General features: G+C 45.2%; 15 protein-coding genes. 6 read left to right on the top strand and 9 right to left on the bottom strand.

Annotation, left to right across the window (positions count from 1 at the left end; genetic code table 11):
* Nucleotides 1-34 precede the first annotated feature (34 nt).
* Nucleotides 35-598 (bottom strand): tetratricopeptide repeat protein, encoded by a 564-nt coding sequence (locus RIG66_RS00135; protein WP_446374057.1) that lies wholly within the window; start codon nt 596-598, stop codon nt 35-37.
* Between the two features lie 363 nt (nt 599-961).
* Between RIG66_RS00135 and RIG66_RS00130 the strand changes: the two genes are divergently transcribed.
* The gene (locus RIG66_RS00130) at nt 962-1,810 is read left to right on the top strand and encodes a universal stress protein (protein WP_446374055.1); all 849 of its coding nucleotides are present in this window, start codon (nt 962-964) and stop codon (nt 1,808-1,810) included.
* A 90-nt stretch (nt 1,811-1,900) separates the two neighbouring features.
* Here the strand turns inward: RIG66_RS00130 and psbM are convergent, their stop codons facing one another.
* The 3 genes from psbM to RIG66_RS00115 all read right to left on the bottom strand — a co-directional run bounded on the left by psbM (nt 1,901) and on the right by RIG66_RS00115 (nt 4,007).
* On the bottom strand, nt 1,901-2,017 hold the full coding sequence (gene psbM / locus RIG66_RS00125) for a photosystem II reaction center protein PsbM (protein ID WP_446374053.1): 117 nt from the start codon (nt 2,015-2,017) through the stop codon (nt 1,901-1,903).
* A gap of 176 nt (nt 2,018-2,193) precedes the next feature.
* Nucleotides 2,194-2,490 (bottom strand): 2Fe-2S iron-sulfur cluster-binding protein, encoded by a 297-nt coding sequence (locus tag RIG66_RS00120; protein ID WP_446374051.1) that lies wholly within the window; start codon nt 2,488-2,490, stop codon nt 2,194-2,196.
* Nucleotides 2,491-2,957: 467 nt separating this feature from the next.
* The gene (locus RIG66_RS00115; RefSeq protein WP_446374049.1) at nt 2,958-4,007 is read right to left on the bottom strand and encodes a DASH family cryptochrome; all 1,050 of its coding nucleotides are present in this window, start codon (nt 4,005-4,007) and stop codon (nt 2,958-2,960) included.
* A 252-nt stretch (nt 4,008-4,259) separates the two neighbouring features.
* Here RIG66_RS00115 and RIG66_RS00110 point away from each other — a divergent pair, with 252 nt between their 5' ends.
* Entirely contained in the window at nt 4,260-6,158 is a 1,899-nt protein-coding gene (locus RIG66_RS00110) for an NERD domain-containing protein (protein ID WP_446374047.1), read from the top strand.
* 72 nt (nt 6,159-6,230) lie between these two features.
* Here RIG66_RS00110 and RIG66_RS00105 read toward each other — a convergent pair whose 3' ends face one another.
* The 3 genes from RIG66_RS00105 to plsX all read right to left on the bottom strand — a co-directional run bounded on the left by RIG66_RS00105 (nt 6,231) and on the right by plsX (nt 9,283).
* Nucleotides 6,231-7,097 (bottom strand): oxygenase MpaB family protein, encoded by an 867-nt coding sequence (locus RIG66_RS00105; RefSeq protein WP_446374045.1) that lies wholly within the window; start codon nt 7,095-7,097, stop codon nt 6,231-6,233.
* A 6-nt stretch (nt 7,098-7,103) separates the two neighbouring features.
* Nucleotides 7,104-8,102 carry a beta-ketoacyl-ACP synthase 3 gene (locus RIG66_RS00100; RefSeq protein ID WP_446374043.1) on the bottom strand — a complete coding sequence of 333 codons (999 nt, stop codon included), beginning with the start codon at nt 8,100-8,102 and terminating at the stop codon, nt 7,104-7,106.
* Between the two features lie 83 nt (nt 8,103-8,185).
* Nucleotides 8,186-9,283 (bottom strand): phosphate acyltransferase PlsX, encoded by a 1,098-nt coding sequence (gene plsX, locus RIG66_RS00095; RefSeq protein WP_446374041.1) that lies wholly within the window; start codon nt 9,281-9,283, stop codon nt 8,186-8,188.
* 276 nt (nt 9,284-9,559) lie between these two features.
* Between plsX and RIG66_RS00090 the strand changes: the two genes are divergently transcribed.
* The 4 genes from RIG66_RS00090 to RIG66_RS00075 all read left to right on the top strand — a co-directional run bounded on the left by RIG66_RS00090 (nt 9,560) and on the right by RIG66_RS00075 (nt 14,207).
* Nucleotides 9,560-10,879, top strand: a complete 1,320-nt coding sequence (locus RIG66_RS00090; RefSeq protein WP_446374039.1) for a D-alanyl-D-alanine carboxypeptidase — start codon at nt 9,560-9,562, stop codon at nt 10,877-10,879.
* 109 nt (nt 10,880-10,988) lie between these two features.
* A complete protein-coding gene (locus tag RIG66_RS00085; RefSeq protein WP_446374037.1) occupies nt 10,989-11,771 on the top strand; it encodes an HAD family hydrolase in 783 nt (260 codons plus the stop codon).
* Nucleotides 11,772-12,147: 376 nt separating this feature from the next.
* Entirely contained in the window at nt 12,148-13,341 is a 1,194-nt protein-coding gene (locus RIG66_RS00080) for a DNA double-strand break repair nuclease NurA (RefSeq protein ID WP_446374035.1), read from the top strand.
* Nucleotides 13,342-13,595: 254 nt separating this feature from the next.
* Nucleotides 13,596-14,207 (top strand): hypothetical protein, encoded by a 612-nt coding sequence (locus RIG66_RS00075; RefSeq protein WP_446374033.1) that lies wholly within the window; start codon nt 13,596-13,598, stop codon nt 14,205-14,207.
* Between the two features lie 97 nt (nt 14,208-14,304).
* Here RIG66_RS00075 and RIG66_RS00070 read toward each other — a convergent pair whose 3' ends face one another.
* A complete protein-coding gene (locus RIG66_RS00070) occupies nt 14,305-14,955 on the bottom strand; it encodes a response regulator transcription factor (protein ID WP_006101395.1) in 651 nt (216 codons plus the stop codon).
* 396 nt (nt 14,956-15,351) lie between these two features.
* Nucleotides 15,352-15,894 carry a (2Fe-2S) ferredoxin domain-containing protein gene (locus RIG66_RS00065; RefSeq protein WP_446374030.1) on the bottom strand — a complete coding sequence of 181 codons (543 nt, stop codon included), beginning with the start codon at nt 15,892-15,894 and terminating at the stop codon, nt 15,352-15,354.
* Nucleotides 15,895-16,042: the final 148 nt, after the last annotated feature.

Raw genomic sequence — 16,042 nt, 5'->3', positions numbered from 1 at the left:
TTGCGCCCAGAAATTCCGCCCGGTTTGCGCCCAGTTATGAAGCTGTGGCGGAAATTTGTCCAATAATATCAGCCAAGCGATCGCGTACCTGAAGCATCGCATCCGCTATTTCTTCATCAAGGAGGCTAGGATTCTCCCGGAGTGTGAGAATCTGTTGTTTAAGCTGTTGCAGTTGTTCCAACTGCTCTTGTTCCATATCCTCACTATTAATCGCGGCTTCGAGTTGAGAGAATTGCTCGTCATTTTGCATCAACGACTCAATCTGTTCCCGTTGAGCAAGCAGTTGCGCGATCGCATTGTAGTACGCTTGAATCACCCGCACCCGCGCATAAGACTGATTGGCTTCTTCTTGTTGTCCTAAAGCCGATAACACGCGAGAACGCCCATACCAAGGAATCACGTCATCTGGATGCATTTCAATGGCTTGATCACAAGCACTCAGAGATGTCTCCCCTTGGAGTTCCAGACATTCCTGCACCAAAGCATTAAATGTATCAGTTCTAGGGGAAAGGGTTTCAGCCGCCGTCACCGGGGGCATATAGAGTCCCAGCACTAATACTACTGTAATAATTACCTGCCAGAGTCTTGAAAGGTTCATGGAAATATATTCTCAATAGACTGTTCTACCCTAACGAATGTTAACGTTGACCGAGAAACTTTGTTAACCATCCGCCAAGAAGTCTTAATCTTCTCCATCTTCCCCATCTCCCCCATCTCCCTCATCTCCCTCATCTCCCCCGAAACCTCCAGTTGTTGACAAATTGTCAAATTTTGAAACCCCGATTCCCAGTATCCTTAGTTTTAGAAGACGCAAATACGATAACGTTCAGGACTGATGCATTGTCAGGGAAACAACTACTACTTCCGGGGCTTGCGGAATTTACCCCAATATGGCGCCGACTCTCCTGCAATGGCGAAAGTCTCATCTTAACCACTCACAACGATTGAAACCATTGAAACCATGATTGAAAAAATTTTGCTTGCTGTTGCTGGTCGGGGATTATGTGAAGAAATGTTTAATATGTTGACCGAAATCCCGATCATGCAACAAGCATCGGTTACGGTTCTCCATGTAGTCACCCCCCAAGTTAGTGCTGACGCCATGTCAGCCAAACTAGAAGAGGGTGGCAAGATTTTGGCAGATGCCGTCAAATCTCTCAAAATCGATCCCAACAGAATTACACCCCGACTCAAACAGGGCGATCCCAAAGACGTAGTGCTACAAGTAGCTCAGGAAGAGCAATCTGACCTGATCATTATGGGTTCCCGAGGACTCAAACGATTGGAATCAATCTTGGAAAACTCGGTCAGCCAATATGTTTTCCAATTGTCCTCTCGTCCCATGTTATTGGTGAAAGACGAGATCTACGTCAAACGGATTAAACGAGTCATGGTGTCTATGAATAAATCCGAGAGTGCCAAGCAAAGCTTGGATTTGGCACTGTCTCTGATTCGGGATGTCAAAGGCGGTCAACTGTATTTAGTTCACGTTAACCCTGACCAACAAACTCCATCGGGTGAACCGATAACCACGCCTGAAACCGATCCCGTTTTGGCATCGGCGGCGGCTGAAGCGAAAAAACAAGGCGTTGCCTATAAATGCATAAATAGTAAGGGTCAGGCTGGACGAGAGATTTGCCGCTTGGCAGATGAAATGAATGTGGACTTATTGGTTTTGGGTTCTCCGGAACGCCGTCCCACCATTGCTAAGTCTCTCCCTGATTTAGACCGATTGCTGGGTACTTCCCTGTCTGACTATGTGCGGGTGTATGCGAATTGTCCCGTGTTGTTAACTCGAACACCGGATTAACCACTTTTGTTCCTGTAGGGGAACAGATGCCAGATCCCCGACTTCTTGAAGAAGTCGGGGATCTCATGGGCGGAGGGTAGACAGCCAATGCTAAGAATTTCGATTGCTTTCTCGGCTAGCTGTCTGGATATACAGAATCAACAAAAAAACTGTGGGAACCAGCACAAACAGAAGACTGGCAACAAACCCTAACTCATTAACTTGCATTGAACTAGTGCCTCTACAATTGGTTTTAAACCGCTCTTCTTAGAATATCATTGGCTTCTGCCAATAGTGCAGGTTGACTGCAAATATTGATCAGCTACATTATTTCCTCTGCTCCCAGACGCTTCTGTCATCACGTCTGTGTATTGCTTCCCCTGTTCTCCCTGCTCCTCGCCGCTTCAGGGTTTAGTTTTCACGCTGACTGGTCCATTGACCAAGGCTTGGCAGGCTAATCGGTAACTCTCCGGTTTTTTCTTGAGTTTACGCTGTTCTACGTCAGTTCGAGGTGAGAGATTTTCCATCCCTTCGACAACCTCGACAACGCAGGTGCCACATTGACCATAGCCTCCACAGTTCATCAATTTTCCTTTCAAGGTATACAGGTCAATCTTGTTTTGCAGGGCTTTCTCCCGTAAGTTCGCCCCATCTGCTGCAATGACTTCCTGGTCTTCCTTGACAAATTTGATATTAGCCATCTAGTTCTCCGCTACGTCACTCCTGATATATCCTAGAAGAATTTGCACTCAGGATACTTGATCCTCTGATTCACATCGACTTGACCTTCTTCTAGGCTAGCGAATTATAAAGACAGTCGTGGGGTCTCTGACTTTTCACGGCATATCGTTTTGATTGTGTAGGGGCGGGTTTTACCGCATTGGTGTCAACTTAAGGTGAAAGCTCGGTTGAGCAAGGGTGTCGGGTGTCGGGTGTCGGGTGTCGGGATGGAATTTGTTGTCGGCTAAAAAACCTCACACCTACCACCATTCACCTCACCTATTCATCCACAATGTTTTTTCCAAACAGGCTTCGTTTAATACATAGCTCCCCAAAATTGCTCGCTTTCCCCCATACCCCACACCCCACACCCCATACCCCACACTCAGTATCCTGAGGAACGAAACCCGACCTAAAACGTTGATAAGCAGTCTCTCAATCGGCAATGTTATCGACGGTTCAAGGCGGCGTTGTAAATTTTTTCGTTTGCTTTCACCGACTGCATCAAGTCCACAACCGGATTAGGATAATCTACACCAAGTCTCACGCCAAACTGTTTTTGCTCTGCTGGGGTTAATGTCCAAGGTTGGTGTACTTTAGCGGCAGGTAAGGAATCCAGTTCGGGGAGCCAATGTTTGACATAGTGACCTTGGGGATCATAATCTTTCTTGACTCGTTCCTGTTCATAGTGCTGCACCTGCTCATAAATCAAACGTGGCGATAAACACCCCAAAGCTAGCCAGGGCGAAAATTTAGAGGAGTAATCTGCTCCCAACATACCATTGCGGGTTTGTTTGTAAACCTTGAGACAGTCTTTTTTCCAGAAATAGTCTTCGAGTCTGGCTAATCCGGCGCTTTCTCCCCCTTGGAATTGTAATACTGCCCGTTCGTCAAATATAGGCGGTTCTAGTCCAAAATCAGCGAGTTGGGGCAATTCACCAACATCGATAGAGGGAAGAGAGGGTAAACGTTTGGGAGTGGGAAAGGTGGGATAAATTGTGGATTTTTTCTTCACCTGTTTGCGAAAGTTGGTAAAAAGTTCGGGGATTTTTGAGAGACTGAAGGGTAAATCGTCGGGATGGTAGAGGGTGCTTCCCCAGAACGTTTGTACGGTTATGTCAATCTCAGATAAGGCGTTTTTGAGTGCAGATTCTACCGCCACTTCTTCAGCGGTAACTTCCTGGTGAAAGTAAATCGCCGTGATATCAAGTTCTTTTGCCAATGTGGGAATGACGTTCTCCGGTAAACCCCGACGCACTAGCAACTCACTTCCACGCGATCGCAAACTCTCTCGCAAATCGGCTACACTTTCCAGTAGGAATTGGGCGCGAAATGCCCCAGTTTTGGGGAATCCAAAGGATGTGGTGTTAAAGTGGCGATCGTCAAAGCAGTAGAGGGGAACGATTTGCGCCTTTGTCTGAAGCGCCTGGTGTAGGGGTTCGTGATCATGCAGGCGCAAGTCATTGCGATACCAGAGGAGAATTCGTTTTTCACTCACAGCAGTTGATGGAACCTGTCATTGTCCTTTCTCTAGATTAGTGGAAATCTAGCCAGACGCTTTTTAGTACATAAATACTATAAATGGGACTAAAGCCTTATTCAGTAAAGGTTTTAGCGATGATAAAGTAAAAGCATACAGGGTAAAATCTTCGGCTTCGATTCAAAATCCGTGAGCGCATTTTTGGATGAGGGTTGGGTAAATTGGAATAAAATGAGGATAAAAGAAATATAAATTTAAACAAGAAAATTTATGGCTATAATGATTCCTACTTCATTACCATATAAAGCCAGTAAAGGCGAAGAAAGAGTCTACAATTTACTGTGCAATAAATTAACAAATGATTTCTATGTTTGGTATGAACCGATTGTTAAAGGACGCTATCCAGACTTTATTGTTTTAGGCAAAAGATTGGGTTTGCTAGTTATTGAAGTTAAAGGGTGGTATCCAACTCAAATTATTGAAGGTAACTCTCACTTTTTTAAGATTCGGTCAAGCCAGCATAATATTGAAAGAACGGAAAATCAACAATCTCCTCTGCGTCAATGTAAAGGATATCTAGACCAAATTCTCAATCAGTTTCCACAATACAGAATACTGCAACAGCAGCAAGGTAAGTACAAAGGAAAAATAGCTTTTCCCGTTGGTTTGGGGGTAATCATGTCAAATATAACAGAAACGCAAGCCACTAATATTAACTTAAATAAATTGTTGTGTCAACCTCAAGTAGCTTACCGTGATGAGCTACTAGCTTGGGAGAATATCAGCGGTGAAAATTTAATTAGGCGGTTAGAGGAAATGTTCACAGTCCGTTTTCCATTTCCGCCTCTAACCTCTGACCAAATTAGCACCATTAAAGGTATCCTCTATCCAGAAATTGTTGTGCGATCTGAACAAGCTCGTCCCGAAAGTATACCAGGATTCTTTGCTCCATTACCTAGCGATATAGTCCTGAAAACACTTGATAGCCGACAAGAATCTTTAGCGAGAACTATTGGTGAAGGGCATCGTATTTTCTTCGGCGTATCAGGTTCGGGGAAAACGCTTTTGCTTATTGCTCGTGCTAAAATACTTGCCAACAATTTTCCAGAAGCTAGGATTCTTGTGCTTTGTTTTAACGTTAGTCTAGCATCACACTTAAGGTCAATTCTGCATCAGCATGACGAAAATTCTCAATACCAAAAAATTGAAGTTAATAACTTTCATGAATGGGCAGGTTCAATTTTGGGCAGTTTACCGAGTAGCGTTCCGGGAAACTTTGATGAATATGTAGGAGACAAAGTCCTCAAAAAACTTTCTTCCTATACTTCTGAACAAAAATGGGATGCCATTCTCGTTGATGAAGCACATACGTTTGTTCCAATTTGGTTTTGCTGCTGCGTTCAGGCTTTAAAAGATTCAGAAAAAGGCGATTTAATGATTGTTGCTGATGGAAGTCAGAGTCTTTACAAACGCTCTGACTTTAAGTGGAAAGAAGTAGGAGTCCAAGCTCAAGGTCGTACTATCAGTAAAAAATTTGACCTCGATAAAAATTATCGCAATACCCGTGAGGTACTCTCAGCCGCTTGGGGATTGCTGAGTCCACTAAACCAGCAAGACAAGATGCCAGAAGATGAGGAAGTCACTTTTCCAATGGTTCAACCTAGTCTAGCATTACGGAATGGTTCTCGCCCTCAGATTCATATACTCTCTACATCCGTTACTCAGGAACAAGCAGTTATCAATCAAATTCAACAACTTCATAAATTGGGATGTGATTTCCATGAAATTGCTATTTTATACCGACAAGCTAACAAGGTGGAGCAAAAACAATTACAAGGGATAATTAATCAACTGGAAAATTTAGGGATAGAAAGTTATTGGGTTACTAAAAACAAGAATAATAAGAAAAAGTATAGTATTAGTATTCCAGGCGTTAGACTGCTCACCAGTCTTTCCTCACTTGGACTGGAATTTAAGGCTGTTTTAATATTGTGGCTGGAGCAATTTTCTGATTGTACCCAAAATACTCAAGGTGCAATTATGGCTCGACGACAGTTATACGTTGCCATGACTCGTACTCAAGAATACCTCTATTTGTTTACATCCGACAAAAATAAGCTTCTGGAAGAATTAGAGCAAAGCCATCATTTTGACATTATCTGTATGTAGTTTGTACTTAAATACTAAGGAGATAAAAATTCTTTGATAATCTTTTATCGCCAGCCTAGATTCCCTACAATTTCACTCAAGTTTATCCAACATCCAACTCGGAGCAATATCCCTTAACTGATACCCACGAGGATAACTTTTCAACTGACTCTCCGTAAAGAAATCTGACCTTCTTCTCGGCACAAGCCAGCGCTGCAAGTATCCCCGCAACTTGAGACTATTTTCTACACTACTTACCATAACAGTTGAAGGCTTAGCAAAACCAAACGCCGCCAGCATTCGCTCATCGAACAAGCTATAAATAGCTGGTTTCAGCAGAGGATGACTCAAAGCCGGAAACCAGCTTAGGAATAAATTAATCGTTGATTCTCCCACAGCACGATTACTATCAGAATAAACAAAATTTTCTTGTTCGTACTTCTGGTTATAGTGGGCAAATTCCTCATAAGTCGAGGGGATATCGCGAATCTGCATCCTTTCCCCTACGGCTTGCCAAAAATAAAATATCGCTAGCTTTTCCTGTTCACAAAATAACCGCCAACCAAAGCGCTCATTCCAGCGAATCGGCTCATAGATAAAGGTAGAGAGAATATAGAGAAAATCGTCATTGCTAATCGGATAATGCCCATGAATCGCATTCATCCTGCGAATCGATGCTGCACCCCGTTCACTGTCGTAACCCCATTGGAGAATCTCGGCAATCAGTAAACCTGTATCATCGTAGCGCTTTTGGGTGTGCTGATGAAATTCTCCGGTGCGAGTCAGCAGTCGAGAAATACTGGGAACACAGAACGTTTTCACCATAGCTAATTCCAACGCATGGGTAACATCCCAGGGAAATTCGTAGCCAGCGACGAGGCGACAAATTAAACTATGGTCAGTAATGGGGTTGAGTTGTTGAATCTGCTGAAGACGTTGGTTGCGATTCCAAACATTCATCACCCTTTATCGCCCCCATTTAAAAATAGCTGCTCCCCAAGTTAATCCCGCACCAAATCCAGAACTAGCAATAATATCACCGGGTTGAATCTTTCCCGATCGCACGGCTTCATCTAAAATTAAGGGAATCGACGCCGCCGATGTATTCCCATACTGACTCAGATTGCTCAAAACTTTATGGCTGGGAATCTTCAACCGTTGAGCCACCGCATCCAGAATCCGTTGATTGGCTTGGTGGAGTAGCAGCCAGTCTACATCATCTGCGGTCAGATTTGCCTGAAATAGCGCCTTCTCAATCACTTCTGGCACCTTCTGCACGGCAAATCGATAGACTTCTTTACCGTTCATGGTAATGGCGGCGAAATTTCCTTTACCAACCTCAATTCCCTTGACAAGTTCTTGACTTTGTGGTTCGTAAGCTAGCTGTAAACATTTATTCTGAGTGCCATCACTGCGAATCTGGAATCCCAACAAGCGATCGCGTGAATCTGCCTGTAACATCACAGCCCCCGCACCATCCCCAAATAACACACAGGTGCCGCGATCGGACCAATCCAGCCAGCGCGACAACATATCCGCACCAATTAATAGAATATTCTGATAAACTCCAGTCCGGATAAACTGAGCCGCCGTTACTAAACCAAACACAAAGCCCGAACAAGCCGCCGTGAGGTCAAACGCCACCGCATTAGATGCGCCCAGTAACGCCTGAATTTGACTCGCCGTACCAAATAGATCATCCGGTGTAGACGTTGCCAAGATAATCAGTTGTACCTGATCCGCCTCAACTCCCGCCATCGCGATCGCCCGCTTCGCCGCTTCAGCCGCTAACCCACTCAAACTGGCTTTAGCGTCAGCTAGACACCGTTGACGAATTCCTGTGCGCGTGGTAATCCACTCATCTGATGTCTCAACGATTTGGCTGAGTTGATGATTATCCAAAACACCATCGGGTGTCGCCGAACCACTGCCAGTAATCGCAATCCCTGTGCCTAGTTGATTCAAAATGATTCTCCATCAAAGAAACCGCCAATTCACGCCCCACCCACTCTCGCCTCTGCTTGCATTCTAGTCGCGATCGCACCACGCTAACCTGTCGTATCGTCCGAAGGCTTCACCTCAGATGGCTGATTCACATCTAACGATTCACTCCCCCCACTCCGGGTTGCTGATTGTTTCGCCGCTTTGATCTCAGTAGACTGAATACGCTCCAGCACCTGATTATCAATCGCTTCTTTTGCCAAGCGAATCGCATTAAAAATAGACGGTGCCTGAGAACTACCATGGCTAATAATACAGACTCCATCCACTCCCAAGAGCAACCCACCCCCATGTTCGGCATGATCAATACGCTGCTTAATCCGCTTCAGATTCGGCTTGAGAATCGCTGTCCCTATTTGTCCATGTAAACCTTGGGGCAATTCCTCCCGCAGAATTTGCAGAACTATGTCTCCCACGGCTTCAGCAAACTTGAGTAAAACGTTACCCACAAAGCCATCACAGACAATCACATCAAACTGCCCGGAAAGGACATCTCTCCCTTCAGCATTACCCAAAAATGTGATTCGGGAATTCTTCTGAAGGAGTTGATGAGTCCGAATGGCTAAATCATTGCCCTTACAGTCTTCTTCACCAATATTGAGCAACCCAACTTTGGGTTCTGGTATTCCCAACACATACTGGCTATATACCGTCCCCATCACCGCAAATTGATCCAGATATTTGGGGCGACAATCCACATTTGCCCCCACATCTAGAATAATCACTGGCTTTCCAGCAATGAGAGTGGGGAACACAGCACCAATCGCTGGGCGATCGATGCCCTTAAGCCGTCCCAAACGCAGTAAAGCCGCCGCCATCGCCGCGCCAGAATGCCCCGCCGACACCACAGCTTGTGCCTGCTTGGTTTTCACTAAATCCATCGCCACGTTGATTGACGCCTTGGGTTTGCGTTTAATCGCCACCAAGGGTTCCTCTTCCATGGAAACTACGTCTTCCGCCGGGGCTATTTCTAGCTGGCGCGGACTGCTGTGTTCTTTCAGGGACGCTTCAATAGCTTGAGGATCGCCAACCAATATAACCTCTACGCCCAACTCTTCTTGGGCTCGGATAGCTCCAGCCACAATTTCTGAGGGAGCGTGATCCCCTCCCATCGCGTCGATTGCGATCCGTTCGCGAGATGCCATTGCTCAAAGAGATAGAAACCTTAAAGATTTTAACAGAAGCCGTTACGGAAAACCTCTACCAAACTGACCCTCACTTAGAGAACGTTGATTAAGTAATCCTGTTTTAGCTTATTTTGCAACAAACCCGACACCCGACATCCTAAACCCTACACCCTAAACCCTACACCCCACACCCCGTCTGCTCAAGAGTGCTGATCTCCCAGAAAAACCCTTGAAGAAACCTTTTCATCGGTGCCATCCAGTTCGTACAATAAAGCACCGTGGAGGAGAAACGGAATGTTACAACGAATTGGTTCTGGATTAATTGCTTCATCGATAGCCGCGTTATTGGTCAAGATTGTGGGAATGCAGGCTGCCACGTTGGATTTAGATAAGGTTGAGACTATCCAACCCTTGCCATGGCAAGAAACATCCTTATTTACTCTACCCAAGCCTGACCCGAGCGCCGAAGCCACGATTAATCAATATCTCCAAGACCTAAGAAACAAGGGTTCACTCGCAGACAATCAAGGTATCTGGATACAATCAGGGCTGAATGTGCTGGCAGAACATCAGGGTAAAATACCCCGCCCTGCTGCTTCATTGACTAAGATTGCTACCACATTAGTGACGTTAAGTCAATGGAAACCTGATTATAAGTTTGAAACCCAAGTGGGTGCCACAGGTGATATCCGCGATGGCGTATTAGAGGGAGATTTAGTGATTAAAGGCGGTGGTGATCCGCTGTTTGTATGGGAAGAAGCGATCGCGCTGGGAAATAGTCTCAACCAGCTTGGGATTCGCCGCGTCAATGGCAATTTAGTCATTGCTGGCAATTTTTCGATGAACTACGAAGAAGATCCGACGCGATCGGGTGAATTGCTAAAGACAGGATTAAATGGCAAAACCTGGTCTCGTTCCGTTATCCGTCACCATGGCAGAATGTCTCCCGGAACTCCCAAACCTGAACTGGTGATTAGCGGTCAAATCAAAACGGTAAAAATTCCGCCTGATGATACCAGAATACTATTACGCCACCAATCCCTACCCTTGACGGAAATCCTCAGAGAAATGAACATCTATAGTAACAATGGCATGGCTCAGATTTTAGCCGATGCCGTTGGTGGGGCTGAGGTAGTTGCCAAAGAAGCTGCCAAGTTAGCCAATGTCCCGGAAGCGGAAATTCAACTGATTAATGGATCAGGATTAGGAACAGAAAACCAAATCTCTCCCCGTGCAGCTACTGCGATGCTAATCGCCCTGGAAAAATTATTAATCCCTCATAACTTAGGTGTAATTGATGTATTCCCCCTAGCTGGGCGAGATAAAAATGGGACAATTTATGCTCGCAACCTGCCAGAGGGAACCGCGATGAAAACCGGAACCCTACGCCAGGTAAGTGCTTTAGCCGGAGTCATGCCAACGCAAGAGCGCGATCGGGTTTGGTTTGCGATTATTAATGGGGGCACTAACGTCTGGGAATTTCGCCAACAGCAAGACCAACTGTTGGACAAGCTTACCCAAAACTGGGGCAATCAACCCAGCCTAAATCCGAAAACCGCTCTATCCCGTTCCCAACTTGGTGATCCCAAGCGCAATAAGGTTGTTGCCAATTAAGTGAAAATTTGCATTGTTGGAACGCCGAAACCCTTCATATCCCGTAGGGTGGGCAATGCCCACCAGCCCTTAAATCAGCGAGATCATTATTCATCATTCAAATAACTTTATGTCAACTAATGCACCCACCATTCTCGCCCTCGACTTTGATGGCGTTATCTGTGATGGACTTCTGGAATATTTCCAAACGGCTTGGCGTACCTACTGCAAAATTTGGCAACCTGAAAATACAACACCCCCGCCAGACTTAGCTGATAAATTTTACCGCTTGCGCCCTGTGATTGAATCCGGGTGGGAAATGCCTGTTTTACTACGAGTGTTACTTTTAGGCGTTTCAGAAACCCAGATTTTACAAGATTGGTCAACCGTTTTACACCAATGTATTGACTCCGACAACTTGCAGCCAAGCGACTTGGGTCAACAAGTCGATAAAATTCGCGATGAATGGATTACTAATGACTTAGAAGGCTGGTTAGCACTGCACCGCTTTTATCCTGGGGTAATTGAGCGCCTACAGCAAATATTAGAAACGCCAACACAGGTCTTTATTGTTACCACGAAAGAAGGGCGCTTTGCCAAGCAGTTATTACAACAACAAGGTATCGAATTATCAGAGGATAGAATTATCGGCAAAGAAATCAAACGTCCCAAATATCAAACTCTACGACAACTGATACAAGACTTTACAGATGAATCGGCAAGTCTCTGGTTTGTAGAAGATCGGTTAAATACCTTACTATCAGTGGAACAGCAATCAGACTTGGCTCAGGTGAGACTCTATTTAGCAGATTGGGGCTATAATACAGCCGCGCACCGAGACGAGGTTCGCAATCATCCAAAGATTCAGTTATTGTCTCTATCGGAGTTTGCTCAGGATTTCTCAGCTTGGTAAAAGTAGAGTTTAGATAATGTATATATGCACGATTACACTGGGTTGTATGGATTTGAAATTATTCCATATCATCACCAAACTTCCTATGGCTATTTAATGTAGCTCTTACCTTTATATAGCGCTACGCACTAAGGTTAGGACAAATAAAAACGTCTATCGCCATAAATTTAAGTTTTTTTTTATTTAACTTAATATTTGGCGATTTAATCTGATTATTTATGTCTGAAGGAAATCGCAAACTGTAAAAATGGTTACAATGACTCACCCAAAAATCGGAGGTTTACCTTGTTTAAGCAATAGTTCTAATTATTATTACTAAAATCATTAAATAAAGATAAGATAATTATACATATCCTGCATCGGGTACTATAATTAAATGCTCGATCTCACGAAACTCGCGAAACAAATCCCTGGAATTAGCCAGCATCTGAAAGGGGAGGCGCTAGCCAGTCGCCAACGCTGGGAACTGGCGCAAAAGCTGCTGCTGGAGACTAATACCCGACAGGATGAGTTGATTCAATCCCACCAGCAATGGCGCGATCGCTTAACCTTTACGGCGGCTGTTCCTGTCGAATCCCTGGATACTCGCCTTGATCTGGACTCCCCTCCCGCCAGCCACACGGTTTTCGCTACCGATGGGTCTCAAATTTCTCCCTCCCATCACGAAATCGCCTATTGTTATTTAATTAATGTCGGTCGGGTGATGCTGCACTATGGACAAAGTTTACACCCACTCTTGGATAACCTACCCGAAGTCTTTTACCGACCCGAAGATTTATACATATCTCGCCAATGGGGGATTCGTACCGAAGAATGGATGGGGTATCGTCGCACTGTATCTGAGGTGTCGATATTGGCAGATATGGCGTGTCGCTGGGTCAATCCGCCCGGTTCCCATTTTGATATTCCTAATCTGGCGATGGTGGATGGATCACTGATTTACTGGTTTCTGGAGTCCTTACCCACAGAAGCCCGCGATCGCATCCTACCCCCGATTTTAGCCGCTTGGGATCAGTTGCGATCAGTAAATGTACCACTGATGGGCTATTTGAGCGCGTCTCGCAGCAACGAAGCCCTGCATTTTCTCCGTTTACAAGCCTGTCCTTATGACACCCCAAACTGTATCAACCATTGCGCCTCTGTTACCGATAAATTGCCTTGTCAGGTGGTGGAACCCTTACGTGATACGATGCTCTGGTCGAGTTTACTGCAACCCGGACAACGTAGTCCTTTATTTCGCAGTTCGGTACGAATTTTAGATCTATACGATCATCACCGGATTTACTTCTGCTATGTTCACGTTGGTACAGAAATTGCCCGCGTCGAGGTTCCAGAATGGGTAGCCCAAGATACTATGTTATTCAATCAAGCCCTAAGTTTAATGCTGGCACAGGTTTACAAAGGCTATGGCTATCCCATTGCTATAGCAGAAGCCCATAATCAGGCTGTGGTTCGAGGCGGCGATCGCGCCCGCTTTTTTACCCTATTAGAACAGCAAATGATTCGCGCTGGGTTACGAAATGTGGGAACATCCTACAAAGAAGCCCGTAAGCGTGGCAGTATTTCTTAAAAAGGGAGGGAGAGAATAGTTTTGACCCTTCGCTTTGCTCAAGGAAACCTGGCGCGTGTGTGGGGGCGGGTTTCACTATTATCTTTTGAAATGGTGCGTTACGCTACCCTTCGGGAACGCTTCGCGAACGCTAACGCACCCTACACCCGCCCCGATCAAGTGTGAAGAGCAAGAATAATTCTACAAATGACAAATGACAAATGACAAATGACAAATGACAAATGACCAATAACAATTAAAGGAACTATCAAACTATGATTAGCTTAGTCCGAATGTTGTCTACCCAAGATACAATTCTTAAACAAGAACCTATTCAATCCAGTTTACTGCCAAGCTATAAACTTCAGCCGATTCCGGCTAGCACATTATTAGTTCTACAATCCTACACGCCCCCAGATTTAACCCGACATATTCGGATCAGTTTCCAGGATATTGGATTTCAGGGTAGAAGTTTAAATTGGTATGCGTTTATTGATCATGTTCAAATCACCAAAGAACCCCTGAGACCAACTGAAACAGTGGCACAGATGCTCTCGAAGCAAATAGAAAAAGATGTTGTAAAAATGATGGTTTACCGACAAAGTTTGCCACCTGAAGGGGGATTACTCAAAATTGTATTTAACGTGGATACTGTAATTAAGCGTGCCCCTGTTCAATCGATGTATCTCAGTCCAAATGCTATGCAACCGATTCCCGCAGGTACTGAACTGGTGCTACTAACCAATAAACCTGATGCCTATAATATGGTATCGTTGCCAATTGAAGATTCTCACATAAAATTTACCCTAAAGGACGTTGAATTTAAAGGTTTCAATCAAGATTGGTATGCCTTTGTCAAACATGCTGGGTTGCAATTAGTGGGTTAATCACCAATAACGTTCAGGAGAAAACCCCAAACTTAACTCGCGAGAGTCCTTACTGAGGAATGGAACTCTTTGGCATAAGACCAATGAACCATGACGACTAAGCCTGACTACTTTCAATCGCCCAACGCGCTAATTCGGTACGGTTATGTAATCCGGTTTTGCCTAGCATATTAGACACATGGCTTTCAATCGTGCGCTGGCTAACATTAAGTTCCTGGGCAATTTCCCGATTTGCCAACCCGCGTGCGACAAACTGTACTACCTTCAGTTCCGTTGGTGTCAATTCCACATTGGCGGGAACCTGAATGTTAGATGGCGGCTCTCCTCCAGGTGTTTGAGGGCGAGTCGTTAAGCGGCTAGCCTGTCTCAGGGATGATTCAACTTGAGCGACTAATTCTTCTGGCTCAAAGGGTTTGACCATGTAAACATCAGCACCGGTGTTGAGTCCCTTAACCCGATCATTGCTTTGTCCTTTGGCAGAGAGAAATAGGACAGGAACCCAGTTCATGCTCGGATCTTGCCGAACATACTCAACTAGAGCATAGCCATCCATCTCTGGCATCATTACATCACAAATGATCATGTCCGGAATGTCTTGAGCGAGAACGTCCAACGCCTCTCGACCATTTTCCGCTGTGATCACGTCATACCCGCGAAACTCGAGGTAGTCCTTAACGAGCAAAATCAGATTAGGGTCATCGTCAATCAGCAGCAGTCGCTTGTTAGTTCTGACACCGTTGTCTTTCATACGTTGATACTGGTCATTCGGAAGTTTAGGTGGATAGTTAAAAATTTCGTTGTTCTGGTTCCACGCCTGCTAACCGGACGTTATTGAGCAGCTAACCCTGAGCTGGTGTAAGGATACTGGCTGAGTCCAAGGATTAGCTGTCAATGTTATAGCCTGTGTTTGTTGACGCGAGCGATCGCGCTATGTCCGTCAAGGATTTTGAAGTATAGATTGATCAAGTCCTATGTTAGTCTATCTAACCGGAAACCTAAATAGGCAAGAACTCATACACTGTTTCGATTACTGGACTGATGTTCTAGTGCAAGAAGGCAGAAATAACGAATCGGCGAATATCTCCCTGGCTCTCCTGCTCCCCCGCCTGAGAACGAGCTGCTCACGTATTTGCGTCATGCTGCGCTAGTCTTTCCAGAAGCGCTGGACAATCTTGCTCCAAAGGTTTTTCGGTTGATCTACACTGGCAACTTTTTCAGGAGTTATCGGCGGTTGGGATTGACTGTCGGCTTTTTTAACTCCTGCTGCGTCGGAAATAGGAGATTGATCGGTTTCTGGGAGAGGATGAACCAGAAAAGCATAGTCTTCCACAATCTTGTTGCCAATGAGATGCTCTTGAATAATGCGTTCGATCACCTCTGGCGTCGCGTTACGATACCAAACACCATCCGGGTAAACCACCAGAATTGGACCACTCGCACAGACGCGCAGACAGTTAGCTTTGGTACGGAAGATGCAGCTTGGTCGCTCCTGAGTGGGTTGATCCAGCTTAAGCTGTTTCAGACGAGTTTTTAAGTAGTCCCAGGAATCCAGACCCGCTTGTTTAGAGCAGCACTTCGGTTTAGTCTGGTCAGCGCATAGCAAAACATGGCGTTGAATTTGATTCAGTCCGAGGCTATTTACATTTTTGGCTAACAGTGTTTTGTCTGAGGCTCTATTCCCTTTCATCGTCTTACCCGCTAAACATTCCCACTATCCTGTAGGGTAGCGTTTCACTACACGTCTAGGGAACAGGGAACAGGGAACGGGGAACAGTAAGGATTTGCTGCTTGTTAACATTTCTGAGTGCAGCGGACAGAATTTATGTCTAGGTACT

It is taken from the genome of Coleofasciculus sp. E2-BRE-01 (assembly GCF_040221695.1).
Lineage (GTDB): Bacteria > Cyanobacteriota > Cyanobacteriia > Cyanobacteriales > Coleofasciculaceae > Coleofasciculus.
The sequence above is the reverse complement of the archived record's forward strand: the minus strand, read 5'-3'. Positions and strand labels throughout refer to the sequence as shown.

What these genes read in the sequence shown, in the direction of transcription:
- RIG66_RS00135 (WP_446374057.1), bottom strand. Translation starts at nt 598, where the DNA reads ATGAACCTTTCAAGACTCTGGCAGGTAATTATTACAGTAGTATTAGTG.
- RIG66_RS00130 (WP_446374055.1), top strand. Translation starts at nt 962, where the DNA reads ATGATTGAAAAAATTTTGCTTGCTGTTGCTGGTCGGGGATTATGTGAA.
- psbM (WP_446374053.1), bottom strand. Translation starts at nt 2,017, where the DNA reads ATGCAAGTTAATGAGTTAGGGTTTGTTGCCAGTCTTCTGTTTGTGCTG.
- RIG66_RS00120 (WP_446374051.1), bottom strand. Translation starts at nt 2,490, where the DNA reads ATGGCTAATATCAAATTTGTCAAGGAAGACCAGGAAGTCATTGCAGCA.
- RIG66_RS00110 (WP_446374047.1), top strand. Translation starts at nt 4,260, where the DNA reads ATGGCTATAATGATTCCTACTTCATTACCATATAAAGCCAGTAAAGGC.
- RIG66_RS00105 (WP_446374045.1), bottom strand. Translation starts at nt 7,097, where the DNA reads ATGAATGTTTGGAATCGCAACCAACGTCTTCAGCAGATTCAACAACTC.
- plsX (WP_446374041.1), bottom strand. Translation starts at nt 9,283, where the DNA reads ATGGCATCTCGCGAACGGATCGCAATCGACGCGATGGGAGGGGATCAC.
- RIG66_RS00090 (WP_446374039.1), top strand. Translation starts at nt 9,560, where the DNA reads ATGTTACAACGAATTGGTTCTGGATTAATTGCTTCATCGATAGCCGCG.
- RIG66_RS00085 (WP_446374037.1), top strand. Translation starts at nt 10,989, where the DNA reads ATGTCAACTAATGCACCCACCATTCTCGCCCTCGACTTTGATGGCGTT.
- RIG66_RS00080 (WP_446374035.1), top strand. Translation starts at nt 12,148, where the DNA reads ATGCTCGATCTCACGAAACTCGCGAAACAAATCCCTGGAATTAGCCAG.
- RIG66_RS00075 (WP_446374033.1), top strand. Translation starts at nt 13,596, where the DNA reads ATGATTAGCTTAGTCCGAATGTTGTCTACCCAAGATACAATTCTTAAA.
- RIG66_RS00070 (WP_006101395.1), bottom strand. Translation starts at nt 14,955, where the DNA reads ATGAAAGACAACGGTGTCAGAACTAACAAGCGACTGCTGCTGATTGAC.
- RIG66_RS00065 (WP_446374030.1), bottom strand. Translation starts at nt 15,894, where the DNA reads ATGAAAGGGAATAGAGCCTCAGACAAAACACTGTTAGCCAAAAATGTA.